The 23,896-nt window shown below is 67.1% G+C and carries 18 protein-coding genes and 1 pseudogene; 4 read left to right on the top strand and 15 right to left on the bottom strand.

What is annotated here, in order from left to right; genetic code table 11:
* Positions 1-56: 56 nt before the first annotated feature.
* From mnmD to D893_RS02560, 4 genes are all read right to left on the bottom strand, one after another.
* Positions 57-1,907: a tRNA (5-methylaminomethyl-2-thiouridine)(34)-methyltransferase MnmD gene (gene mnmD / locus D893_RS02545; RefSeq protein WP_018946040.1), complete on the bottom strand. Its 1,851-nt coding sequence runs from the start codon at positions 1,905-1,907 to the stop codon at positions 57-59.
* A 23-nt stretch (positions 1,908-1,930) separates the two neighbouring features.
* Positions 1,931-3,460 carry a peptidoglycan DD-metalloendopeptidase family protein gene (locus tag D893_RS02550; protein WP_110619073.1) on the bottom strand — a complete coding sequence of 510 codons (1,530 nt, stop codon included), beginning with the start codon at positions 3,458-3,460 and terminating at the stop codon, positions 1,931-1,933.
* A 104-nt stretch (positions 3,461-3,564) separates the two neighbouring features.
* A complete protein-coding gene (locus tag D893_RS02555; RefSeq protein ID WP_110619074.1) occupies positions 3,565-4,347 on the bottom strand; it encodes an ABC transporter permease in 783 nt (260 codons plus the stop codon).
* Positions 4,344-5,321, bottom strand: a complete 978-nt coding sequence (locus D893_RS02560) for an ABC transporter ATP-binding protein (protein WP_110619075.1) — start codon at positions 5,319-5,321, stop codon at positions 4,344-4,346. Before D893_RS02560 ends, D893_RS02555 begins: the two co-directional genes overlap by 4 nt.
* A gap of 92 nt (positions 5,322-5,413) precedes the next feature.
* Here D893_RS02560 and D893_RS02565 point away from each other — a divergent pair, with 92 nt between their 5' ends.
* Positions 5,414-6,808 carry a leucyl aminopeptidase family protein gene (locus tag D893_RS02565; protein ID WP_110619076.1) on the top strand — a complete coding sequence of 465 codons (1,395 nt, stop codon included), beginning with the start codon at positions 5,414-5,416 and terminating at the stop codon, positions 6,806-6,808.
* On the opposite strand, the gene D893_RS02570 is transcribed toward D893_RS02565, so the two are convergent.
* A complete protein-coding gene (locus D893_RS02570) occupies positions 6,801-8,234 on the bottom strand; it encodes a Glu/Leu/Phe/Val dehydrogenase (protein WP_018946035.1) in 1,434 nt (477 codons plus the stop codon). The two genes, D893_RS02565 and D893_RS02570, sit on opposite strands and share 8 nt — an antisense overlap.
* A 219-nt stretch (positions 8,235-8,453) precedes the next feature.
* Positions 8,454-8,654: pseudogene (locus D893_RS02575) on the bottom strand (hypothetical protein); the annotation flags it as partial.
* Between the two features lie 390 nt (positions 8,655-9,044).
* Here D893_RS02575 and dusA point away from each other — a divergent pair.
* Positions 9,045-10,052 carry a tRNA dihydrouridine(20/20a) synthase DusA gene (dusA, locus tag D893_RS02580; RefSeq protein WP_210434075.1) on the top strand — a complete coding sequence of 336 codons (1,008 nt, stop codon included), beginning with the start codon at positions 9,045-9,047 and terminating at the stop codon, positions 10,050-10,052.
* Positions 10,053-10,101: 49 nt separating this feature from the next.
* On the opposite strand, the gene D893_RS02585 is transcribed toward dusA, so the two are convergent.
* The gene (locus D893_RS02585; RefSeq protein WP_110619077.1) at positions 10,102-11,268 is read right to left on the bottom strand and encodes a cupin domain-containing protein; all 1,167 of its coding nucleotides are present in this window, start codon (positions 11,266-11,268) and stop codon (positions 10,102-10,104) included.
* A gap of 7 nt (positions 11,269-11,275) precedes the next feature.
* A complete protein-coding gene (purB, locus tag D893_RS02590) occupies positions 11,276-12,643 on the bottom strand; it encodes an adenylosuccinate lyase (RefSeq protein ID WP_110619078.1) in 1,368 nt (455 codons plus the stop codon).
* A 74-nt stretch (positions 12,644-12,717) separates the two neighbouring features.
* Between purB and D893_RS02595 the strand changes: the two genes are divergently transcribed.
* On the top strand, positions 12,718-14,109 hold the full coding sequence (locus D893_RS02595; RefSeq protein ID WP_110619079.1) for a class II fumarate hydratase: 1,392 nt from the start codon (positions 12,718-12,720) through the stop codon (positions 14,107-14,109).
* A 31-nt stretch (positions 14,110-14,140) separates the two neighbouring features.
* Here the strand turns inward: D893_RS02595 and D893_RS02600 are convergent, their stop codons facing one another.
* The 7 genes from D893_RS02600 to D893_RS02630 form a co-directional block, all read right to left on the bottom strand.
* Positions 14,141-16,093, bottom strand: a complete 1,953-nt coding sequence (locus D893_RS02600; RefSeq protein ID WP_018946030.1) for an EAL domain-containing protein — start codon at positions 16,091-16,093, stop codon at positions 14,141-14,143.
* A gap of 7 nt (positions 16,094-16,100) precedes the next feature.
* On the bottom strand, positions 16,101-16,940 hold the full coding sequence (locus D893_RS02605; protein WP_018946029.1) for an HDOD domain-containing protein: 840 nt from the start codon (positions 16,938-16,940) through the stop codon (positions 16,101-16,103).
* Positions 16,941-16,942: 2 nt separating this feature from the next.
* Positions 16,943-17,305: a hypothetical protein gene (locus D893_RS02610; protein WP_051130319.1), complete on the bottom strand. Its 363-nt coding sequence runs from the start codon at positions 17,303-17,305 to the stop codon at positions 16,943-16,945.
* A 47-nt stretch (positions 17,306-17,352) separates the two neighbouring features.
* The gene (gene acnA / locus D893_RS02615; protein WP_110619080.1) at positions 17,353-20,106 is read right to left on the bottom strand and encodes an aconitate hydratase AcnA; all 2,754 of its coding nucleotides are present in this window, start codon (positions 20,104-20,106) and stop codon (positions 17,353-17,355) included.
* A 17-nt stretch (positions 20,107-20,123) separates the two neighbouring features.
* Entirely contained in the window at positions 20,124-20,753 is a 630-nt protein-coding gene (hflD, locus tag D893_RS02620; RefSeq protein WP_018946026.1) for a high frequency lysogenization protein HflD, read from the bottom strand.
* Positions 20,754-20,814: 61 nt separating this feature from the next.
* The gene (mnmA, locus tag D893_RS02625; protein WP_110619081.1) at positions 20,815-21,936 is read right to left on the bottom strand and encodes a tRNA 2-thiouridine(34) synthase MnmA; all 1,122 of its coding nucleotides are present in this window, start codon (positions 21,934-21,936) and stop codon (positions 20,815-20,817) included.
* Between the two features lie 5 nt (positions 21,937-21,941).
* Complete coding sequence (locus tag D893_RS02630; RefSeq protein ID WP_018946024.1) at positions 21,942-22,424, bottom strand: NUDIX domain-containing protein; 483 nt, start codon at positions 22,422-22,424, stop codon at positions 21,942-21,944.
* Positions 22,425-22,524: 100 nt separating this feature from the next.
* Here D893_RS02630 and icd point away from each other — a divergent pair, with 100 nt between their 5' ends.
* A complete protein-coding gene (gene icd / locus D893_RS02635) occupies positions 22,525-23,787 on the top strand; it encodes an NADP-dependent isocitrate dehydrogenase (RefSeq protein WP_018946023.1) in 1,263 nt (420 codons plus the stop codon).
* The last annotated feature ends 109 nt before the right edge of the window (positions 23,788-23,896 follow it).

A 23,896-nucleotide genomic window follows, 5' to 3' on the forward strand; every position in this document is an offset into this window, starting at 1 on the left:
CTTGTCTCGGAAAACCCGGGGAACCACCGCCAGCGTGCACATGGATCAGCGTTTCCTTAACCCGGACCCTTGTCCAGGCGCCGCGGTGAAAGGCGCCGCGCCACGGCCTTTTCAACGGGTTCCGGCAGGTCCACCAGCCGGTCGGCGGCCAGTTCACCGCTGATCGGGGCATACAGCAGCCCACGGGAGCCGTGCCCGAGCGTCAGCATCACCCGGCCGCGCGCGTCCACGCTGGATGCTCCCACTAGCGGCAGACGGTCCCGGTAGACGGCGCGGATCCCGGTCCAGCGTTCCATGATGCGGGCATCCTCCGGAGACGGCATCCCCGGTACCCATGCCAGGTGCCTCAGGTTGTGATGGTCGTCTTCGATAGTCGGTTCGGGCGGGAGGGACGGATCATCGGGCAGGCCGTCATGGCGATAGGTTGCGCCGATCCAGTGGTCGTCCGTGTCCTGGCGTATCCAGTAGCCCTGGCCGGTGCGCACCCGGAAATCGCGACTTGCCAGCGGGTAACGCAGACGGGTCATCTGTCCGCCAACGGTGTCGAGCCGTGCCTGTTCGGGACAAAGGGGCACGCCAGCCGTGGCGATGACGACGGCGTGGAAGGTCGTGCTTGTTGCCGGATCCCCGTCGAACTCCAGCAGCACTTCGTCGGGTCCGGGCCGGACCTCCCTGACCCGGTAGCGTTCCACTGCCGGAAGAGCGCCGGCCAGGCCGCGACAGAGGGCGCTCATGTTGACCGCTCGTCCGCCGGGGTAGTCCAGAACCGGGCCCGGGGCGCCGGCAGGGGTGGTGGCGGCGGGATCGAACAGATACCCGCTCTCGGCCGGATCGCGCGCACGCAGGCGCTGCACGCGCTTGCGCGCATGCCCCGAAATACCATGGAAGGCGACGCTGTCTCCCAGCAGGACCTCGGATTCATCGCCGTTCAGCCCTTCGGCGGCACGCTTGATCAGCGCATGCGTATGCCGCATCCCGGTCAGGGCGAGGGCATTGAGCCCGGCGTCGTCGGGCAGCAGGTGGGGCAGAAGCACCGCGGCGGGGTTACCGGAGGCTCCGCCGCCGGGACCGGCGGGATCGAACAGGTGGACGTTGCAGCCGCGGTCCTGCAGGGCGAGGGCGGCCGAGAGCCCGGCAATACCCGCGCCGATGACCGCCACGCGCTCGGGCCGCGGGCGATCTTCCGGGTCGCTTGCGGGTTTGCTGTCGCCGAAATGACCGCACAGCCGTTCGCGTTTCCGGCCATGGCCGGGTTCCCGCCGCACGGTGAAGCCCGCCGCTTCCAGGTCCCGCCGCACCTGTCCGGCCGCTGCATAGGTTCCAAAGGTGGTGCCGGGCCGGGAGATACGCGCCATTTGACGGAACACGCCAATATTCCACAGGCCGGGGTTGCGACGCGGTGCAAATCCGTCCAGGTACCAGGCATCCACGCCGGCATTCAGCTGCGGGAGGGTGACGGCCGCATCACCGAACACCAGGGTCAGGACTGCTCGTGCCTGCGGGAAATGGATCCGGTGCAGGCCGGTTACCGGAGGTGGGTAACCGCTGCGCAGACGCTCGGCGTCAGGTCCGTCCAGCCCCAGCATCCGATGTGCGCGGTCGAGGTCGTCGGGGTGCAGGGGGCGTGATTCAAAGCCGATCAGGGACAGGAAGCCGTCGGGCTGCGCCCGCGAGCGCCACTCCCGCAGTGTCAGAAGGGCGTTGAGACCGGTGCCGAAGCCGGTCTCGGCGACCGCAAGTCGGGCGCCGGGCCGGGCAAAACGCCGCGGAAGGTCGTTGGCCTCGAGAAAGACTTCGTGCGCTTCCTCGAGCGGCGCGTCCGAGCCGAAATAGCCGTCGCCGAACTCGGGAGAGACGGGCTGTCCGTCCCTCCATTCGAGACGTGCAAAGGCCAGTGCTTCGGGCAACGGCGGGAGCGGCGGGCTGGTTCTTACTGCCCGGCGAGTTCGCTGAACGGCCGCAGAGCGACCTGTTCGCCGCGCTGCCCGTTCTCCAGCTGCGCGAACAGGACTTCGCCGATCTCGCGAAACTGCTCGAGGTCTTCGCCTTCGAGCGAGTCGCTCTCGGGCAACGCCACTCGCATCGGATCCTTCGGCCGTCCCTTTACGTGCACCTCGTAGTGCAGGTGCGGGCCGGTACTGCGTCCGGTGTTGCCCGACAGGGCGATGCGATCGCCCCGCTCGACATCATCCCCCGGGCTGACCAGGGCACGGTCCAGATGGAGATAGCGCGTGGAGTAGCCCTGCCCGTGCGCGATCACGATGAAGCGACCGGCATACCGGTCGTGCTCGACGCGCGTGACTCGACCATCCGCCGGTGCCTGAATGGGGGTCCCCACCGGCATGGCGAAGTCCGTCCCGTGGTGCGGCGCGACCCGCCCGGTGACCGGATGCCGTCGCTGCGGATCGAAGCCCGAGCTGATGCGGTAGTTGCCGGAGAAGGGGCGGCGGTCGAACGGCGGCAGCAGGCTTTCGCCGTCCGGGCGATAGAAGCGTCCGTTGACGTTGCGCGCGGCTTCCTCCTGAATCCGCTCGCCGTTGTAGTCGAACGCCAGCAGTCTAAGGTTTTGCGGCGTGTCCTCGCCGACGACGGTCTCCTGTTCCACCAGCAGGGTGAATTCATCGCCGGCGCGTGCGTTCAGGCGCACCGGCAGGTGGCGGTCCATCAGCACGGCGATCGCCGCGGCCGCCCGCGAGGACAGTTCGGTCTGGCGAGAAAGGGCCGCGGAAATCGAGCCGTCGATCTCGGCGCTGATGATCAGGTGCGAGGTCTCGCGGGCATTCTCGACCTCATGGCGGTCAAAGTCCCAGCCGTCCTCCTCGCGGACCCATTCGTAGCCCGAGGCGCTGTCGGTCCACAGCCGCATCCGGGTCAGGTAGCCTTCGTCGTCCACTTGCCACTCGATCTCCTGGCCCGGGCGAACACGGTTCAGGATGTCGGCATTTTCGTCGTCGTCCAGCAGGCGATAAAGCGTGGCCAGCGGCAGATCCCATTCCTGTTCCCACAGCCCGGAGAGGCGCTCGTTGCGATCCAGGGTGTGCGAATTCCAGTCCGAGTGGCCGAGTTCGGCCGTTGCGGAGGGCTCGTCGTCATCCAGGTCAAAGGTTTCGTACGAAGTGGCCCCGGTCGTCGGCTCGCTGGCCGACGGCGGCTCTCCGGCATCCCGCTCCGGTTCGAACGCGAATGCCACCGTGCGGGTGTCCCCCGGCGGAACCGCGCCGCCCACCGCGGGCACCGGTTCGGCCACCGAGGCCTGGCTCCAGTCGGCACGGGTCCCCGTGTCCCGAGACCCGGAACCGTTGTACGGCGACCCGGAGTCCGCGGTCGAGAGTGGCGCGATCTGCAGGGGCTGTTCCGTTTCCTGTGGCTTGGAGGCGAGGACCAGGCCGGAACCCACTGCGAGGGCGAGGCCGGCGGTTCCCACGATGACCGAAGACGTGATCCTGCGCTGACCGTTCATGGAAGTGGTTCCGTTGGGCGTTGCCGATTTATACCACGTTTGGCCGCGATGTGAACCACCCTCACGGATGCGCCGATTCTCGCGGTGCCGTCGCTTGAATGTCTTCATGAGCGGATGCCCGTTCCCCGATTCAGAAGCCACAGTGCCAGACCATAGAGCACAATGATGAACATCGCGATGATGGCAAAGGATGCGATCACGGGAAAGTCACTGGTTCCCAGACTGCCGTAACGAAAGGCGTCCACCATGTAAAAGATCGGGTTCAGCATGGACGCGCCCTGCCAGAAATCGGGCAGCAGGCTGATTGAATAGAAGACGCCTCCGAGGTAGGTCAGAGGGGTTAGAACGAACGTTGGAATCAGCGCGATATCGTCGAAAGTTCGTGCGAAGACTCCATTGATCAGCCCGGCCAGTGCGAACAGGATGGAAGTCAAAAGGACGACCAGCAGCATCACGATCGGGTTGTGCACGCTCAGGGGCGAAAAGAACAGCGAGACAATCAGAACGGCCACGCCCACGGTGAGCCCGCGTGCTACGCCGCCGAATATGAAGCCCAGGATGATGACGCTGTTGGGGATCGGCGAGACCAACAGCTCCTCGATATGACGCTGAAACTTTGAACCAAAAAATGATGATACGACGTTGGAATAGCTGTTGGTGATCACCGCCAGCATGATCAGCCCGGGAACGATGAAGTCCATGTAGCGAAAGCCTTCCATTTCGCCAATGCGTTCGCCGATCAGGCCGCCGAAGATGATGAAGTACAGCGCGGTGGTGACGACCGGGGGCAGAATGGTCTGCACCCAGATTCTGGCAAAACGCAGTATTTCCTTGATTGCGATGGTGCGCAGGGCGGTGCCCCACAACCGGAGATCCGCGCGGGTCATGCCTGGCCCTCCTGCTGCTCGGTGGCTCCGTCGCCGCCGGGTGTCAGCGGGCTGCGGGTGGCCTCGTTCTGGGTCATGCGGACAAAGAGCTCTTCCAGACGATTCGCCTTGTTCCGCATGCTCTGGACCCGGATCCCCTGGTTATCAAGGAGCTGGAACAGATCGTTCAGGTTCTGGTTGGAGTGGATTTCGGCCTCCAGGGTCAGCTCGTCGATGCGTCGCAGCGGGATCGGGCCGCCCTCCGGTACCGCCAGCGGGGGTTCCACCAGGTCCAGGACCATGGTCTCGGTCTCGAGCTTGGCCAGCAGCTGCTTCATCGTGGTGTTCTCGATGATGCGCCCGTCGTCGATGATCGCGATGTTGCGGCAGAGCGATTCGGCTTCCTCGAGATAGTGGGTGGTCAGGATGATGCTCCGGCCGTCGTCGTTGATCTTCTGCAGGAAGTCCCACATGGAGCGCCGCAATTCGATGTCGACCCCGGCGGTGGGTTCGTCGAGGATCAGCAGCCGCGGTTCGTGCACCAGGGCGCGGGCGATCATCAGGCGGCGTTTCATGCCGCCGGAGAGCGTGCGGGCCATGTTCTCGCGCTTGTCCCACAGGCCCAGTTCGTTGAGATAGTGGCCGGCGCGGTCCCAGGCCTCGCGGCGGGGAATGCCGTAGTAGCCGGCCTGGTTGACGATGATTTCGCCCACCGGTTCGAACTGGTTGAAATTGAACTCCTGCGGGACCAGACCGATCGAGCGCTTTACGCCCCGGGGATCCCGGTCGAGGTCGTGGCCGAACACCCGGACTTCCCCGGCCGTCTTGTTCACGAGCGAGGTGATGATGCCGATGGTGGTGGACTTGCCGGCGCCATTGGGCCCGAGCAGGGCGAAAAAGCTGCCGGGGGAGACCTCGAGATCGATTCCCTTGAGGGCTTCGAAGCCGTTGTTGTAGGTCTTGCGCAGCCCGCGGATTTCCAGTGCTGGCGTCATGGCACGTTCCCTGTCGGTCGGTGGGGGCCGGGCGTCCCGGCCGCAGGTGGCGTTATTATGGGGCCTTTGCCGTGCTGATGAGGAAGCCCCCAGTGGAATCCGTTTTTGTTGATGAGTCGCCCGCCGCCGTTGAACTGATCCCGGTGACGCCGGAGTCCCTGCATGCCGCGCTGGAGGGGCGGCCCGCGCGCTATGCGCGCTGGGCGCGGGCGACGGGTTTTACCGGCGAGGCCGGAGGCGTTCTGCAGATCGCCGGGGACCAGGGTGAGCTGGAAGCGGTCCTGGTCGGCTACGACGTCGACCAGCCCCTGTGGATGCTGGCCGCGGCGGCGGGGTCCCTGCCGGGGGGAGATTATCGCCTGCAGGAGGCGGGACTGACAGCGGAGGCGATCGAACGGGCGGCGGTCGGCTGGGGGCTGGGAAGTTATCGCTTTCGCCGATATCGCAGCGAGCCACCGACCGACGACACGCCGGTGCGGCTGATCTGGCCGGACGGGGTGAATCGGGAGCGGGTCACATCCATGGTGGCGGCGATCGGCCACACCCGCGATCTGATCAATACGGCCCCGGCCGATCTGATGCCGGGCGAACTGGCGGCGGAGGCCGAGGATCTGGCCGAACGTCACGGCGGAGCCGCCCGGGTGGTGGCGGATCCCGATGAGGTGGCCCGGGACTGGCCATGCATCCATGCCGTAGGGCGCGCCAGCGAACACCACCCGCGGGTGATCGAGCTGACCTGGGGGCCGGAGGATGCCCCGCCGGTGGTACTGGTGGGCAAGGGGGTCTGTTTCGATTCGGGCGGTCTGAACATCAAGCCCGACAGTGCGATGCGGCAGATGAAGAAGGACATGGGCGGTGCGGCCACGGCGCTGGGGCTGGCCGGCCTGATCATGCGGGCCGGACTTGCAGTCCGCCTGACGGTCCTGATCGGGGCGGTGGAGAATGCGGTGGGTTCGCGTTCCTTCCGTCCGGGCGATGTCCTGAGCACGCGCAGCGGGCGTACCGTGGAGATCGACAATACCGATGCCGAGGGCCGCCTGGTGCTGGCCGATCTGCTGGACCGCGCGGGCGAACTGGAGCCGGCCCTGGTGGTGGATTTCGCGACCCTGACCGGTGCGGCGCGGGTGGCCGTGGGGCACGAGATCGCCGCGTTCTTCGCCAGCGACGACGCCTGGGCCGCCGCCCTGGAAGAGCCGGCACGGGCGTGGGACGATCCGGTCTGGCGGCTGCCACTGCATGCGCCGTACCGGCACATGCTGGAGAGCGACGTGGCCGACGTGGTCAACGCCAGTTCGGGCGGGCAGGCCGGGGCGATCACCGCGGCGCTGTTCCTGCAGGATTTCGTGCCGGCCGAAACGCCCTGGCTGCATTTCGACATCATGGCCTTCAACACCCGCGCACGCCCGGGCCGGCCGAAGGGTGGCGAGGCGATGGGGCTGCGGGCGGTGTTCGCGGCGCTGGAGGCCCGTTTCGGTCGGGTCAGATGACCTTCAGGTCGGGACGGGCGCGGATGATCTTGCGCAGGGCGATCAGGTACGCCGCGGTACGGTAGTCGAGGACCTCACCGTTGCTTTCCACCTCGCGCACTTCCTGCATCTCGCTGAAGGCCTCGCGCATGGTGTCGTCCAGGCCCGAGCGCACCAGATCGATCTCCTCGGCACCACGCACGATGGAGTCGCGCAGCCACTCGGGCACATCCTGGTTGGTCATCATCTCGATGGCGCTGACGATGTGCTGGCCCTGGGCCTGGTCGTAGCGGCGTTCCATGCGGCCAAAGCGGATGTGCTGGATGTTGCGCACCCATTCGAAATAGGAGACCACCACGCCGCCGGCATTGACGAACACGTCGGGCAGCACCGTGATTCCGCGCTGCTGCAGGATGCGGTCGCCCTCGAAGGTGCAGGGGCCGTTGGCGGCCTCGACCACCAGGCGGGCGCGGATGCGCGGCGCGTTGTCCTCGTGGATCGCGCCTTCCAGCGCGGCCGGGACCAGCACGTCACAGTCTTCTTCCATCAGGCGGTTGCCATCGCGTTCGAAACGCACGCCCGGATAGCCTTCCAGGGTGCCCGTGCGGTTCATGTAGTCATGTACCGCGTTGACATCAAGGCCCTGCTCGGCGTAGATGCCGCCATCGCTCTTGATGATCCCGACAATGCGGACGTTGTTGTCCTGCTGCAGGAAATGGGCGAGGTGATAGCCCACGTTGCCGAAGCCCTGGACGATGACCCGCTGCTGACTCAGGCCGCCCTCGAGGCCCGCCTCCGCGACGGCCGCCTTCGAACGGAAGAAGGCCTGCAGGGCGTACTGCACGCCGCGGCCGGTGGCTTCCAGCCGGCCACGCATGCCGCCCAGATCCACCGGTTTGCCGGTCACCGCGGCGACGTGGTTGATATCGTCCGGACGGTGCTGGCGATAGGTGTCCGCCATCCAGGCCATTTCCCGCTGGGAGGTGCCGACGTCGGGGGCCGGGACGTTCTGCGCCGGCGAGATGTAATCGCGCTGGATCAGTTCGTGGGCGAACCGGCGGGTGATGCGTTCCAGTTCCCATTCATTGTACTGGCGCGGGTCGATGCGCAGACCGCCCTTGGAACCGCCGAACGGGATGTCGATGATTGCGCACTTGTAGGACATCAGTGCCGCGAGGGCCTCGGCGTGGGCCTGGTCCATGTTGGGTGCGAAACGCATGCCGCCCTTGACCGGAAGCCGGTGCGCGGAATGCACGGCTCGCCAGCCATGAAAGACCTCCACGCGGTCCCGGAACTGGATGGGGAAGGACACCTGGATGACCGAATCGCAGGTTTGCAGCGCCTCGCACGCCCCGTCGGGGATCTCGAGGTAGCGCATCGCGCGTTCCACCATGCGCGAAACGTTCTGCTGGAAATCGTTGGTCTGCGGGGTTGCGGGAGACGTCATCCGGCGATTCCGTGACTGAATTCGCATCGGATTGTACATGCGCAGGCCCGCATGCAGGCAAAAAGACGCCGAAGGGCCCGCAGGACCGCTTCGGCGTGTGCAGGGGAGGGCGCGTTACCAGTCCGGAGCGCCGTCGTCTTCGTCGTCGTCTTCGTCTTCTTCTGCACCCATGGGCGCGCCACCGGCATCGGCACCCCCGGCAGCACCCTCGTCTGCCGGCGGCGCACCGCCCTGAGCCCCTCCGGCGTCAGGCGCACCACCGGCCTCCGGGGGAGCCCCCGCTTCCGGTGCCCCTTCCTCGGCCGGCGGGGCACCGCCCTGTTCGGCACCGCCGCCGCCCATGGCGCCGGCGGTAGCCATGGAGCCAATGGTGAACAGGGAGGAGAGGGCAAAAGCGATGGCAGTCTTGCGATATTTCATGGATCTGCGCTCCTTGGGGTCTGTAAAAAGATCTCGGCAGACTCCGGAGGCCGAAGATAGCGGCGAAGCCGGCGTCTGCACCCGAAGGGAAAGCAGGGACCGTGCCAGGTGAGGGAGAGGGTGTCTGGAAGCCCAAAGGATCAGTGGGTTACGGTGGATTCTGTGAAATGGTTCCAGAGATAGCCCGGCGGCGGGCGGTTGAGTCGGTCGGACACAGCGGGTCAGGCTGACCCGTGTCGCATTGGCACAGGCAGAGTCGGGCGTTGCTGGACGTCGGGGGCGCGCCGGGACACCATGGGCGGCCCATTTATGGTTCAGCCCGGAATGTCCGATCCGCCTTCTGCCAACCCCATCGTGTGCGCGCCGCAATCCGGCTCGCCGACGGCCTGCGTGCCATCGCTCGCGGGCCGGCCGGAGCGCTTTTCCGTCGCGCCGATGATGGACTGGACGGACCGCTGGTGCCGACGCTTCCACCGGCTTCTGACGCGGCATGCGCTGCTGTACACCGAAATGCTGCATGCCAACGCGGTGGTGCGGGGCGATCGCGCGCATCTTCTCGGCTACGCGGAGGTCGAGCATCCGCTGGCGCTGCAGCTGGGGGGATCCGAGCCCGACACGCTGGCGGAGGCCGCGCGCATTGGCGAGGACTTCGGCTACGACGAGATCAATCTCAACGTGGGCTGTCCGTCGGACCGGGTACAGTCGGGTGATTTCGGAGCCAGCCTGATGGCGACACCCGACCGGGTCGCGCGCGCGGTGGAGGCCATGCAGGCGGCGGTCGACATCCCGGTGACGGTCAAGCATCGCATCGGTATCGACGAGCAGGATTCGGATGCGGATTTGCATGCCTTCGTGCGTACCGTGTCGGATGCCGGTTGCCGGCATTTCATCGTGCATGCGCGCAAGGCGTGGCTGCAGGGACTGAGCCCGAAGGACAACCGCGACGTCCCGCCGCTGGACTACGCGCGGGTACACCGGCTGAAGGCCGAATTCCCGGGGTGCGTGATCGTGCTGAACGGAGGGCTGGATGACGTGGAGGCCGCGCGCGAACATCTGACCACCCTGGACGGGGTCATGTTCGGCCGTCATGCCTATCATCACCCCTGGAGTCTGGCGGAGGTCGACCGGCTGTATTTCGGCGAGGCCCGGCGGCCCGAGCGTGCCGAGGTGGTCCGCAAGCTGCAGGACATGGCCGAAGGGATGCGCCGTGACGGCGTGCCGCTGGCGCGGCTGACCCGCCACATACTGGGGCTTTTCCACGGCGAACCCGGGGCCCGGCAGTGGCGGCGGATCCTGACCGAAGGGGCCCATCGTCCCGATGCCGGCCCCGAACTGATCGAACGGGCGGCGGCCGCCTGTCCGGCGGCGCAGGTCGACGCGGTGGCCCCGGCCGGCTGAAATCCGCTGCAGGGCTGGCCCCGGGCGGTACCGCCGCTCAGTGTTTCCCTCAGTCGTCGGGCTCCAGCCACCCCTCGCGCAGGCCATCTTCCAGCACCTGATGGATCGACGGAAAGCCGGCTTCCCAGTCTGCCGCGGCGAGGCTCTCCACGGTACAAAAGATCTCCAGCTGTTCCGGTTCCAGCGCCGGCGTGGGGTGATCATGCCCGGCGATGCACAGCACCGGGCCGTCCGGACCGTGGAACCAGGCCCGACGGATGCCCGGATGGATGCGGTAACGCACACCCGGCTGCGGGGCCGGGGGCGGGGCGTCCTCGTCCGGGGCAGCGAGCCCGATGCCTGCCGTGGGACGGGTCAGAAAGCGGCCGAGATAGGCGTCCAGATCGGCATCGTCCGCCGCCAGCAGGGCCCGCAGGGCGTCGCGCAGTTCGCGCCGGTCGCCGGCCGGAAGCTCCCCCGGCCACTGGTCGGCGGGGCGCCCCGGGTCCTCGAAGCGGGCCTGATCCCCGATCACGTTCGCGCGTTCTTCCAGGAACCCGGTGAGCACGTCGAGGATGGCCGGGGCGCGGAAGCCGACGGACCAGGTCATGCATTCGCGATCCAGGGATTCACCGTAATGCGGGACGCCCGGCGGCAGGTACAGCATGTCGCCCGGTTCCAGATCCCAGGAGTCGGTGGGCCGGAAGTCCCGCAGGATCGCCAGCGGCAAATCCTCGAAGCATTCCGGGTTCCCGGGCGGATCCTGGATCTGCCAGCGGCGGCGGCCCGCCGCCTGAAACAGGAAGACGTCGTACTGATCCACGTGCGGGCCCACCGAGCCGCCGGGCGGGGCGTACGAGATCATCAGGTCGTCGCGCCGCCAGCGCGGGATGAAATCGAACTGCGCGAGGAATCCGGGGCCATCGGGCCAGAACCGTTCGATATCACTGACCAGCAGGGTCCAGTCGCGTTCCGGCAGCCGGGCCAGGCGGTCCGGCTCGAACGGGCCGTATTCCACGTCCCAGTCGTTGCGCTCGCGGTGGCCGAGGACCAGCCGGCTGCCGGCCTCGGGATCGGTCGCCAGACCGGCCAGGTCGTCGGCTTCGATGGGGTTCTGGAACCCGGGGATCGCGCCGCGGATCAGCAGGGGTTTCTGCTGCCAGTAATCCCGCAGGAACGCGGCCGGCGTGAGTCCGCCCAGCAGGGTCAGCGGGGTATCCGGATCGGGCGCTGCCATGGTCGACTCAGACGTCGCGGGCCAGGCGGTCCGCCAGACCGGTGTAACGCCCGGGGGTCAGCTCGCGCAGGCGCGCGCGGGCCTCCTCGGGGATGTCCTGCGCGTCGATGAACTCGTGCAGGGCCTCGGGGGTGATCCGGCGGCCGCGGGTGAAGTCCTTGAGTTTCTCGTAGGGCGAATCGATGCCGTAGCGGCGCATCACCGTCTGCACCGCTTCGCCGAGGACCTCCCAGTTGGCATCCAGATCCTCCTCCATGCGAGAGGATTCGATCTCCAGCTTGCCCAGTCCGCGGGCGAAGGCCTTCCAGGCGATCAGCGACCACGCGAAGCCCATGCCGATGTTGCGCAGCACGGTGGAGTCGGTGAGGTCGCGCTGGAAGCGCGAGACCGGCAGCTTGCCGGCGAGGTGATCGAACACCGCGTTGGCCAGGCCGAGGTTGCCTTCGGCGTTCTCGAAGTCGATCGGGTTGACCTTGTGCGGCATGGTCGAGGAGCCGACTTCGCCGGCCACGACCTTCTGCTTGAAATAGCCCAGCGAGATGTAGCCCCAGATGTCGCGCGAGGCATCCAGCAGGATGGTGTTGGCGCGCATGAAGGCATGGAACATCTCGGCGAGGTAGTCGTGCGGCTCGATCTGGGTGGTGTGCGAACTGGGCTCGAGGCCCAGGTCACTGACCACGCGCCGCGCCAGTGCCGGCCAGTCGACCTCGGGGTAGGCCACCACGTGGGCATTAAAGTTGCCCACCGCGCCGTTGATCTTGCCGCGGCAGACCACGCCGGCCAGCTGCTCGCGCTGGGCCTGCAGGCGGTGCACTACGTTGGCGATCTCCTTGCCCATGGTGCTGGGCGAGGCGGGCTGACCGTGGGTGCGCGAGAGCATCGGCTGGTCGGCGAACTCCCCGCTCAACTGGCGCAGGGTATCCACGATGCCGTCCAGCGCCGGCAGCATCACCTCGTTGCGCGCCTCGCGCACCATCACGCCGTAGGCGAGGTTGTTGATGTCCTCGGAGGTGCAGGCGAAATGCACGAACTCCATGCGTGCGGCGAGTTCGGGATGGTCCTGCATCTGTTCCTTGATGTAGTACTCGATCGCCTTGACGTCATGATTGGTGGTCGCCTCGATGGCCTTCACGCGTTCGCCGGCGGCGTTGTCGAACTCGGCCGCGATGCGCTCCAGCGCGGCGGTGCCTTCGGCGGAGAGCGCCGGGACCTCGGTGATCGCGGGCTCGGCGGCCAGCGCCTTGAGCCAGGCGATCTCGACGCGCACGCGGGCCTGCATCAGGCCCTGCTCGCTGAACCAGGGAGCAAGGTCGCGGGTGTGACGGGCATAACGGCCATCGACCGGGGCGATGGCGGTGAGGGCGTTCAGGGACATGGTCGGCCTTGTGATGGGGCTTGCTTGTGCGGCGCAGTATAATACAACGATCAAGTCGACCGCCGGAGCCAGGAATGACCCGATCAGGCCATCGCCAGGAACACGACAGCCTGGGCACCGTGGAGGTGCCCGAACATGCCCTGTGGGGCGCGCAGACCCAGCGTGCAATCGACAACTTCGCCATCGCCGGACGCCCGCTGCCGGGCGCCTTCATCCGTGCCCTGGCGCAGGTCAAGGCGGCCTGTGCCGAGGCCAATCAAGGTCTGGGCCAGCTGGACGGAGAGGCCGCGCAGGCCATCGTGCAGGCGGCCGAGGCGGTGGCGCTGGGCGAGCATGCCGATGCCTTCCCGGTGGACGTGTACCAGACGGGCTCGGGCACCAGCAGCAACATGAACATGAACGAGGTGCTGGCGCATCTGGCCTCGACCGGCGCCACCGGGGCGGTCCACCCCAATGATCACGTGAACCGCTCGCAGAGCTCGAACGACGTGATCCCCACGGCGCTGCACGTGGCCGCACTCAACCAGCTGGAACACGAGCTGCTTCCGGCGATGCGGCGCCTGATCGCGACCATCGCACGGCGCGAAGCCGGGGCAAAGACCCTGGTCAAGACCGGGCGTACTCATCTGATGGATGCCATGCCGGTACGCCTGGACCAGGAACTGTCCGGCTGGCGCACGCAGCTGGAGCAGGCGGTGGAGCGCCTCGAGGCGACCCGCGACCGGCTGGGGCGGCTGGCCATCGGCGCGACCGCGGTGGGTACCGGGGTCAATGCCCCGGAAGGGTTCGGCGAGCGGGTGGCGGAGCGCCTGTCCGAACGCACCGGGCTGGCATTCCGGCGCGAGCCGAACGGGTTCGCCGCGCTGGCCAGCCAGGACACCGCAGTGGAATATTCGGGTCAGCTGCGGACCATGGCCACCGCGCTGATCAAGATCGCCGAGGACCTGCGCTGGATGAACTCGGGCCCGCTCGCCGGACTCGGCGAGATTGCGCTGCCGGCGTTGCAGCCGGGCAGTTCGATCATGCCCGGCAAGGTGAATCCGGTTATTCCTGAAGCGGTGCTGATGGCGGCGCGCCAGGTGATCGGACTGGACGCTGCGGTCACGGCCGCCGGCGCCGCCGGCAATTTCCAGCTCAACGTGGGCCTGCCGCTGATCGCCGACAACCTGTTGCAGATGACGGGGCTGCTGGCGCGCGCCGCCGACCATCTGGGCGAGCGCGCGGTGGCGGGCTTCAGCGTCAACGAGGAGGTGATGCGCGCGGCCCTGGATCGCAACCCGATCCTGGTGACCGCGCTCAACGCCGAGATCGGTTATGAGGCGGGGGCCCGCATCGCCAAGGAGGCCTACGCCTCCGGGCGGCCGATCATCGAAGTGGCGGCGGAGCACACCGGCATGGACCGCGATCGCCTGCGCGGCCTGCTGGATCCGCTGCGTCTGACCGGAGGAGCGGACGGCGGCGCCTGAACCGGCCGTTCGGCGCGGTTCGGTGTTCGCGTTATTCGGACTCGGGCAGCATGCGCACGTCGTTGACGATCATCTCCCGCAATTCGTCGAAGGCGACCGGCCGGGAATAGCGAAACCCCTGGGCGTAATCGCAGCCGAATTCCCGCAGCAAGTGGATCTGCGCGTCGGTTTCCACTCCTTCGGCCACCAGCTGCATGTCCAGGCTGCGCGCCATGACCACGATCGCACGCACGATCTTGGCGTCCTCGTGGCTCTTCTCCAGATCCATCACGAAGGAGCGGTCGATCTTGAGGGTGTCGGCCGGAAGCTGCTTGAGCTGGGTCAGCGATGCATGTCCGGTACCGAAGTCGTCCACTGCCAGTGACATGCCGACTTCGCGCAGGCGCTGGAACACGCGCGCGGCGGTGTCGGCGTCATCCATGATCACGCTCTCGGTGAGCTCCAGCTCGATGCGGTCGGCGGGGATCCCGTGTTCCTCGGTGATCGCGAAGAATTCCTCCGCAAGATTGGGCTGGCGCAGCTGGCGCGCGGAGACGTTGATGGCGATATGCGGAAGCGCCTGCGCGGTTCCGGGCAGGGAGGCGAGATCGCGGCAGGCCTGTTGCAGAACCCATTCTCCGATCTGTTCGATCAGGGTCATGTCTTCCGCGATTTCCATGAACTGACCGGGGGGCAGCATCCCCAGACGCGGGTGGTCCCAGCGGATCAGGGCCTCGGCACCCACGACACGGCCGGTCGCCAGCTCGATCTTGGGCTGATAGTGCAGCCGCAGCTGGTCATCCTCGATGGCGCCGCCAAGGTCGGTTTCCAGGCGGAAGTGCCGGAAGGTTCGCGAATTGAGGTCCTGGGTGTAGAAGCGGAAGCCGTTGCGGCCGCGTTCCTTGGCATCGTACATCGCGGCGTCGGCGTTGCTGAGCAGGGCGTCGGGTTCGTCGCCGTCGTAGGGGAACACTGCGATCCCGGCCGAGCAGGAGGTCAGCACCGGATGGTCGGCCACCGTCCGTTCCACCGCCGTGGTCCGCACGATTTCGGTCACCAGACGGACGACGCCCTCGAGCCCCTGGATCCCCTCCACCAGGATGCCGAATTCGTCGCCACCCAGCCGCGATAGCGTCGGGCTGGGGCCCTGGCCACCCGTTGATCCGCGGGGGGTCTCCAGGAGGACGGAAAGATCGGTGGCTACCTTGCGGATCAGTTCGTCCCCCGCGCGATGACCCAGCGCGTCATTCAGCCGCTTGAAATTGTCCAGGTCGAGCAGGATCAGCGCGACATGGCTGGAGCCGTTGGCATGACGCTCCATGGCCTGGGCGAGACGGTCACTGAACAGCATGCGGTTGGGCAGGTTGGTCAACGAGTCGTGCGACATGTGATGCAGGAGCTCGCGCGATTGCCGTTCGGTGATGCGTTGCAGGGCCTGCTGGCGCCGTTCCATCAGGTGGTAGAGATCGGCCGATTCGAGCGCGTAGGCCGCGTTGAACAGCACCAGGGTCAGGGCGGACATGACCAGTTCGTGACGCGGGGCTTCGTCCTGGCCCGGCCGGGCGGCGAACATCCCGCGCACCCGGGTACGGGTGGATATGACGTGCAGCAGCACCATCCCGCCATCTTCGCCGGCGGGCAGGAACACCGGGTGGTTTTCGTGCAGGGCCCAGGAGAAGGTCCCCTGCTGGATCAGCTGTTCCACACGGTCGGGCAGGTCACCGGGGGTATCGTCTTCCGCGTCGTGCTGGGCCAGATTGAACGAGGCGTCGCCGTCGAGCAGATAGATGGCCGACTCCGGAAGCGCCAGCAGGCGGCGCACGGCTTCGAGGGTGTTGCGCACGATCACTTCGGGGCGGCGGTTGCCCTCGGTATCGCCAAAGATTGCCGTCGTCGAGGACAGCACGTCCATCACGTAGGCGTTGCCCTCGAGGCTCTGCTCCAGGTAGCGAATTCGCTCCTGCAGCTGCTCGAATTCTTCCGGCGTCCGGTACGAAGGGCTCATGGCGGGGTCAGTCCAGGAGGATTCGGGCCAGCTGATCGAGCTGTTCGCGTGCCGTATCGGCGATATCTTCACAGGCGGCGGTCTCCAGTCCTATCCGTTCAAAAGCCTCGGCCCGGACCGGCGGCACCATGCGCTCCCCGGAGGAACCCAGGCGCAGGGCGTTGGCCAGCGAATCGGCGACGTGCACGATGCCGGCCTCGACCGGGAAGGCGGGCGCGGCCAGCGGGTCGTGGTGATAGCGGGTGGCTTCCACGTGAGCGGGCGTCATGCCCCATTGCTCCAGCAGGCCGCTGCCGATGGTCGTATGGTCGAATCCGAGAAAACGCTGTTCCGTGACGAACAGCAGCTCACCGTCGCGTTCGCGCAGGTTGATCAGCTCCTCGGTATCGCGGCCGAGGCGCAGGAACAGAATCAGACGGCCGATGTCGTGCAGCAGCCCGAACAGGTACAGCCGGTCAACGTTGGCTTCGCGACGGAAACGGGCGATCCCGCGGGCGATGATCGCGGTCGCCAGACTGTGTCGCCAGAACGAACTCATGTCCACGCCGATCACCGGCAGGCCGCGGAAATGTTCGATCACCACAGTGGACAGTACGATCTGCCGGATCTGCTGCAGGCCGATGATGGCCACTGCCCGATGCAGGGTCTCGATCTCCTGCGGGAACCCGTACAACGACGAATTGGCCAGGCGCAGGGTCTTGGCCGCGACCGTGGGGTCCAGTTCGATCGCCTCGGTGATGTCGGCGACGCTCGCGGTTGGATCGTTGATGCGTTCGACGATGGCATTGAACGCACCGGAGAAGCTGCACAGCGCGTCATCCGCCTGCAGGAAATCTTCCAACCGCATAGTCATCGCGAGCCCGCACCCCTGGACTGCCGAAGTTCGTCGATCATCGCACGTCGCGCGATGCGGTAGATCCCGTCCATCGGAAAGCGCTCGATGTCGCAGTGCTGGAAGCGTTCCGCCAGCGCTTCGTCCGCAGTGGCGCCAAGGCGCGCCTCGGCGGCATCCGGATCCTCTTCGCCGGCGGTCGGCTGCGTACCCTCGGCCGCATCCGGGACGGGTTCGGTCGCGGGCGGGTCCCCGTCCTGGATCCGCACCTCGCTGACGCCCCAGGCCCGCAGGACCCGCAGATGCTTGTCCTGCAGGGTCATGCCCGCGGGGATCAGCAGGCGACCGGAACGGTCATGCACCGGGGCGGCCAGCGTCATCCCGGCACGCAGTTCCGCAGTGGGGGCGATTCGCGACATGATGCGATTCAGCCTTCGCCCGCAAGTTGACGCAGGACGTACGGCAATATTCCACCGTGACGGTAGTAGTCGATCTCCTGCGGGGTGTCCAGCCGTACGCGCACGCGGAACTCCTTCCGTGAGCCATCATCGGCGGTGGCGGTCACCGTCGCTTCCTTCGCCTCGCCACTCCGGATGCCGGTGATGGTATAGGTCTCCTCGCCGGTCAGGCCCAGCGATTCGGCGTTCTCGCCGTCGTGGAACTGCAGCGGAAGCACGCCCATGCCCACCAGGTTGGAGCGGTGGATGCGTTCGTAGCTTTCCACGATGACCGCCTTCACGCCCAGCAGCAGGGTCCCCTTGGCGGCCCAGTCGCGCGAGGAGCCAGTGCCGTATTCCTTGCCCGCGATGACGACCAGCGGGGTCCCCTCGGCCTGATAGCGCATGGAGGCGTCGTAGATGGACATCTGCTCGCCGTCCGGCAGGTGCCGCGTTACGCCGCCCTGGGTGCCCGGTGCGAGCAGGTTGCGCAGGCGCACGTTGGCGAAGGTGCCGCGCATCATCACCTCGTGGTTGCCGCGCCGCGAGCCATAGGAGTTGAAGTCGGCGGGCTTGACCCCCTGTTCTTCCAGGTAACGGGCGGCGGGGCTGTCCGATGCGATGGAGCCCGCCGGCGAAATATGGTCGGTGGTCACCGAATCGCCCAGCAGGGCCAGGACCCGCGCGCCCTCGATGTCCGGGGTCTCGGCGGGCGTCATGCCCATGCCGTCGAAGTAGGGCGGCTTGCGCACGTAGGTGGAGTCTTCCTGCCAATCGAAGCGGTCGCCTGACGGGGCCTCGAGATTGCGCCAGCGGTCCTCGCCGGTATAGAGGTCGCCGTAGGCGGTGGTGAAGCTGCCGGCGCCGACATGGCGGGCCACCTCGTCACGCACCTCCTGAGAAGTCGGCCAGATGTCCTTGAGATAGACGGGATTGCCATCGGCATCATCGCCCAGCGGATCGTTGTAGAGATCCAGGTTCGAGCGTCCGGCCAGGGCGTAGGCCACCACCAGCGGCGGTGAGGCGAGGAAGTTCATCTGCACCTCGGAATGGATGCGGCCCTCGAAATTGCGGTTGCCGGAGAGCACCGAGGAGACCACAAGGTCGTCCTTCACGATGGCCTCGCTGATCGCTTCCGGCAGCGGACCGGAGTTGCCGATGCAGGTGGTGCAGCCGTAGCCGACCACATAGAAGCCCAGGTCTTCCAGGTCCTCGAGCAGGCCAGCGTTCTGCAGATAATCGGTCACCACGCGCGAGCCGGGGGCCAGCGAGGTCTTGACCCACGGCTTGACCTTCAGGCCGCGCTCGCGCGCTTTGCGAGCCACCAGGCCGGCCCCCAGCATCACCGACGGGTTCGAGGTGTTGGTGCAGGAGGTGATCGCGGCGATCACCACGTCGCCGTGGTCCAGGGTAAAGGTCTCGCCGCCCATCTCGATGGCTGTGTGATGCGGTTCTTCCGCCTGATGCTCTACGCCCACTGCGGTATGGCCGCCTTCGGTGGCGAAGCGTTCGGCCTCCGACGGCTCGTCCTTGCCGGAAACGCGTTCCTTCAGGACCGTGTCCAGGTGGCGACTGATCTCGGCACCCGCCTGGCTCAGCGGGATCCGGTCCTGCGGACGCTTGGGTCCGGCGAGGCTCGGCTCGACGGTGGACAGGTCCAGCTCCAGCAGGTCGGAGTAGCGCGCCACCGGGGCGCTGTCGTCGCGCCACAGGCCCTGCCCGCGGGCATAGGCCTCGATGAACTGGATGTGGCTTTCCTCGCGGCCGGTCAGACGCAGGTATTCCAGAGTCTCGTCGTCGATCGGGAAGATGCCGCAGGTCGCGCCGTATTCGGGCGCCATGTTGGCGATGGTGGCGCGGTCGGCCAGCGGCAGGTCGGCGAGGCCGTCGCCGAAGAATTCGACGAACTTGCCGACCACGCCGTGTTTGCGCAGCTGTTCGACGATCACCAGCACCAGGTCGGTGGCGGTGGCGCCCTCGGCCAGCTTGCCGGTCAGGCGGAAGCCGACCACCTGCGGGATCAGCATGGAGATCGGCTGGCCCAGCATGGCGGCCTCGGCCTCGATCCCGCCCACGCCCCAGCCCAGCACGCCCAGGCCGTTGATCATGGTGGTGTGGGAGTCGGTGCCGACGAGCGTGTCGGGATAGGCCATGCAGCTGCCGTCGGCGCGGTCCTCGAGGAACACGGTGCGCGCCAGGTACTCCAGGTTGACCTGGTGCACGATGCCGGTATCCGGGGGCACGACCTTGAAAGTCTCGAACGCCTGCTGGCCCCATTTGAGGAAGCTGTAGCGTTCGCGGTTGCGCGAATATTCCAGCTCGGCGTTCAGGTTCATGGAATTGGCCTCGCCGTAGGAATCGACCTGCACGGAGTGGTCGATCACCAGCTCCGCCGGCTGCAGGGGCGCGATCTTCGCTGGATCGCCGCCGAGGTCTTCCATGGCGTCACGCATCGCGGCGAGGTCGACCACCGCGGGGACGCCGGTGAAGTCCTGCAGCAGCACGCGCGCCGGCCGGAAGGCGATCTCGCGCGAGGGTTCCGCCGCCGGGTCCCAGTCCAGCAGGCCCTCGATGTCGTCGCGGGTCACCGTACGCCCGTCCTCGTGGCGCATCAGGTTTTCCAGCAGCACCTTGAGCGCGAAGGGCAGGGTCTGCGCGCGTCGGTCGTCGGCGATCGGGACGTACTGGCACTCGTGTCCGCCGGCGGACAGGGTGCGGGTGTTCCGGGGCATAGCGTCGCTCATGATGCGTCCATCCGAAGTCAGGTGTTGAGACGTTGAAGAATGTGGCCGGCCTCGTTCATCAGGCGCTTGCGCCCGAACAGGAGCTTCCAGCGCGAGCCGCCGGCCTGGCGCCACAGCACGGCGCCGCGGATGCCGGCCAGCAGCAGCGCGCGAATACGGGCCGCGGTATCCGGGTTGGAGAGATTGTTCTGTTCGCCCTGGACGATGATGCGCGGGCCGAGCTCGGAAATGGTCTCCTTGTAGATCTCGCCCAGCCGCGAGATCACGCTCTCGTGGGTCAGGGTGAAGTAGTCCACCTGCCGCTGGGCGCCCTGCAGGCCGTCGGCCAGCTGCTGCATCATGTCGCCGCGCTTCTGCAGCTTGCGTTCGAGGAAGATCAGCCCCACCGCGTAGCGGGTGATCTCCATGTCCGGCGGCTTGCCACCGCTTTCCAGCTGGGTGCGCACGCGTTCCAGCCCGGTACGCAGGCTGACTTCGCCGCGATAGATCTCCTCGGGCGTGGTCGAGTCGAAGGCGAACAGGCTTCCGATCAGGACCTCCAGCTCGTATTCGTCGCAGGAGCCTCGCCAGGCCAGGTCCTTGACCAGGCTCGCGGCCTGAAAGATGGCCGCCAGTGCCAGGGTGCGGTTGTGGTCGCTGCGCTCCAAGCCGTGTCCGTCCGGGTCTGGGTATCAGGGGAGGCACTATACCGGAAACCGCCCTCCGGACTCATGCCCCGGCGGCAACCGGGGTGTCCGCGGACAGGGTGTGGCGTGTGGCGATCACGCCGCCCCCCAGGCAGGTGCCGTCGCGATAGAACACGATGGACTGGCCGGGCGTGGCCGCACGCTGCGGCTGTTCGAAGACCACGCGCGCGCGTCCGTCCGCCTCCGGACAGACCCGACAGTCCTGCAGCGGCTGGCGATGACGCAGACGCGCCTGCAGGGTTTCCCCGTCGGCCGGAAAGCGGTGGATCCAGTGCACGGGTTCGGTCGTCAGCTCCGGGCTCATCAGCAGCGGATGGGCCGAATTCTGCGCCACGATCAGTCGGTTGCCCGCGAGGTCCTTGTCGACCACGTACCAGGGGGCATCGGCCGCGCCTTCGACCCCGCCGATGCCCAGTCCCTGACGCTGCCCCAGGGTGTAGAACATCAGGCCGTGATGGCGGGCGACCACGCGACCGTCCGGGGTGCAGATGTCGCCCTCGCTGCCCTCGAGATAACGGGCGAGGAATTCGCGGAACGGGCGTTCGCCGATGAAACAGATGCCGGTGGAATCCTTGCGCGCGTGATTGGGCAGGCCGTGCTCGTATGCCAGTTCGCGCACCCGTTCCTTGGGCAGGTCCCCCAGCGGGAAACGGGCCGGGCGCAGCTGTGCCTGATCCAGGGCGTGCAGGAAATAGGTCTGGTCCTTGTTGGCGTCCTCGGCGAGTCGCAGTTCGCTGTGGTCGGGGCCGTGCCAGGCGCGGGCATAGTGGCCGGTGGCGATGGCGTCGGCGCCCAGTGCCTGGGCCTGCTCGAGAAAGGCGCGGAACTTGATCTCGCGGTTGCACAGGATGTCCGGGTTGGGGGTGCGGCCGGCGCGGTACTCGTGGAGAAAGTGGGCGAAGACCCGCTGGCGGTAATCCTCGGCGAAGTTCGCCTTGTGCAACGGGATCTCCAGGGTGGCCGCGACCTCGCGGGCCATCGCGTAGTCGTCTTCCGCGGCACAGTGGCCGTCCGCGTCATCGTCTTCCCAGTTCTTCATGAACAGGCCTTCGACGCGGTGTCCCGTCTGCAGGAGGCGCAGGGCGGCGACCGCCGAATCCACGCCGCCGGAGAGCCCGACGATGATGCGTTCACTGGTGGCCATGCGGCTCATTCCTCGGGGCGTGCGGGGGCGGGCCGCACGTTGTCGACGAGTTCGCCGGCAGATTCCAGCGGCAGGCGCAGACCCGATTCCCAGCGTCGCAGGCTGCGGGCCACCAGCGGGCTGCGCAGGCGATGACCGTTCAGCGCGGTGGCGGCATCCAGCCAGTGGGTGGCAAGGATTGCGGGGTCGCGGCGGATCGGCTGCGCCGGTGCCGACACCGTACCGGTGAAGGCCACGCGCAGGATGACCGCGCCGTCGGCCAGACGCAGCAGGTCGCAGCCCAGCGAGTGCTGCGGGGCGAATTCGAGGGCCGTCTCTTCGCGGACCTCGCGCCGCACTGCGGCGATCAGGTCCTCGTCCGGGTCCAGGTGGCCCGCGGGCTGATTGAGAACGCGCAGGCCCGCATCCTCTTCCTCGACAAACAGGAAGCGGCCTCGATCCTCGATGACCGCAGCGACGGTGATATGGCAGCGCAGGCGTTCATTCATGGCGCAATGATACCCGCCGCCCGGCGGCGAAGGCCACGGAGGCCATGTATAATCGCCGGCATCCAAATCCCAATGACACGGCGCTGCAAAAGGAGTCTTCATGGCGTACCAGCACATTCGCATCCCGGAGAAAGGCCAACCCATCGAGGTGGGCAAGGACGGCGGCCTGGTGGTGCCGGATCGTCCGGTGATCCCCTATATCGAGGGGGACGGCATCGGCGCGGACATCACCCCGGTGATGCGCCGGGTCACGGATGCGGCGGTGGAGAAGGCCTATGGCGGCCAGAAGGCGATCGAGTGGATGGAAGTCTATGCCGGCGAGAAGGCCACGCAGGTCTACGACGATGACTCCGGCCTCCCCGATGAGACGCTGGATGCAGTGCGCGAATACAAGGTGTCGATCAAGGGCCCGCTGACCACCCCGGTGGGCGGCGGCTTCCGTTCGCTGAACGTGGCGCTGCGGCAGAAGCTGGATCTGTATGTCTGCCTGCGTCCGGTGCGCTACTACCAGGGTACGCCCAGCCCGCTGAAAGAACCGGAAAAAACCGACATGGTGATCTTCCGCGAGAACTCGGAGGATATTTACGCCGGCATCGAGTTCGAATCCGGCACGCCCGAGGCGAAAAAGCTCATCGACTTCCTGCAGGACGAGATGGGCGTGCGCGAGATCCGCTTCCCGGATACCGCGGGGATCGGCGTGAAGCCGGTCTCCAGCGAGGGTACGAAGCGGCTGGTGCGCAAGGCCATACAGTACGCGATCGACAATGACCGCCCGTCGGTGACCCTGGTGCACAAGGGCAACATCATGAAATTCACCGAGGGCTCCTTCAAGGCCTGGGGCTACGAGCTGGCGCGCGAGGAATTCGGTGCCGAGGACCTCGACGGTGGCCCGTGGCAGGTGTTCAGGAACCCGAAGACCGGTCGCGAGATCGTGATCAAGGACGTCATCGCGGATGCCTTCCTGCAGCAGATCCTGCTGCGCCCGGAGGACTACTCGGTGATCGCCACCCTGAACCTGAACGGGGACTATATCTCCGACGCCCTGGCCGCCCAGGTCGGCGGGATCGGCATCGCGCCCGGGGCCAACATCTCCGACACCACCGCGATGTTCGAGGCCACGCACGGTACCGCGCCCAAGTATGCCGGTCAGGACAAGGTCAATCCGGGCTCGCTGGTGCTGTCGGCCGAGATGATGCTGCGCCACCTGGGCTGGACCGAGGCGGCGGATCTCGTGGTGCGCGGCATGGAGGGCGCGATCGCCGCCGGCGAGGTGACGTATGACTTTGCGCGGCTGATGGACGGAGTGGAACCGATCGCCTGCTCCGCCTTCGGCGAGGCGATGATCCGCCACATGGACGGCTGAACGACCCGGGCGCAGGCAGCCAGTGGAGATACAGCCTGTGGGAGGCCAGCCCCCTGGCCGATCGGCCATGCCTGATCGCGCAGAGGGCTGCGCTCCCACCACCGGCGGG

The sequence above is a fragment of the Thioalkalivibrio sp. ALE21 genome (assembly GCF_003208255.1).
Classification (GTDB): domain Bacteria; phylum Pseudomonadota; class Gammaproteobacteria; order Ectothiorhodospirales; family Ectothiorhodospiraceae; genus Thioalkalivibrio; species Thioalkalivibrio halophilus.

What these genes read in the sequence shown, in the direction of transcription:
- D893_RS02550 (WP_110619073.1), bottom strand. Translation starts at nt 3,460, where the DNA reads ATGAACGGTCAGCGCAGGATCACGTCTTCGGTCATCGTGGGAACCGCC.
- D893_RS02555 (WP_110619074.1), bottom strand. Translation starts at nt 4,347, where the DNA reads ATGACCCGCGCGGATCTCCGGTTGTGGGGCACCGCCCTGCGCACCATC.
- D893_RS02560 (WP_110619075.1), bottom strand. Translation starts at nt 5,321, where the DNA reads ATGACGCCAGCACTGGAAATCCGCGGGCTGCGCAAGACCTACAACAAC.
- D893_RS02570 (WP_018946035.1), bottom strand. Translation starts at nt 8,234, where the DNA reads ATGACGTCTCCCGCAACCCCGCAGACCAACGATTTCCAGCAGAACGTT.
- D893_RS02585 (WP_110619077.1), bottom strand. Translation starts at nt 11,268, where the DNA reads ATGGCAGCGCCCGATCCGGATACCCCGCTGACCCTGCTGGGCGGACTC.
- purB (WP_110619078.1), bottom strand. Translation starts at nt 12,643, where the DNA reads ATGTCCCTGAACGCCCTCACCGCCATCGCCCCGGTCGATGGCCGTTAT.
- D893_RS02595 (WP_110619079.1), top strand. Translation starts at nt 12,718, where the DNA reads ATGACCCGATCAGGCCATCGCCAGGAACACGACAGCCTGGGCACCGTG.
- D893_RS02600 (WP_018946030.1), bottom strand. Translation starts at nt 16,093, where the DNA reads ATGAGCCCTTCGTACCGGACGCCGGAAGAATTCGAGCAGCTGCAGGAG.
- D893_RS02605 (WP_018946029.1), bottom strand. Translation starts at nt 16,940, where the DNA reads ATGCGGTTGGAAGATTTCCTGCAGGCGGATGACGCGCTGTGCAGCTTC.
- D893_RS02610 (WP_051130319.1), bottom strand. Translation starts at nt 17,305, where the DNA reads ATGACGCTGGCCGCCCCGGTGCATGACCGTTCCGGTCGCCTGCTGATC.
- acnA (WP_110619080.1), bottom strand. Translation starts at nt 20,106, where the DNA reads ATGAGCGACGCTATGCCCCGGAACACCCGCACCCTGTCCGCCGGCGGA.
- mnmA (WP_110619081.1), bottom strand. Translation starts at nt 21,936, where the DNA reads ATGGCCACCAGTGAACGCATCATCGTCGGGCTCTCCGGCGGCGTGGAT.
- D893_RS02630 (WP_018946024.1), bottom strand. Translation starts at nt 22,424, where the DNA reads ATGAATGAACGCCTGCGCTGCCATATCACCGTCGCTGCGGTCATCGAG.
- icd (WP_018946023.1), top strand. Translation starts at nt 22,525, where the DNA reads ATGGCGTACCAGCACATTCGCATCCCGGAGAAAGGCCAACCCATCGAG.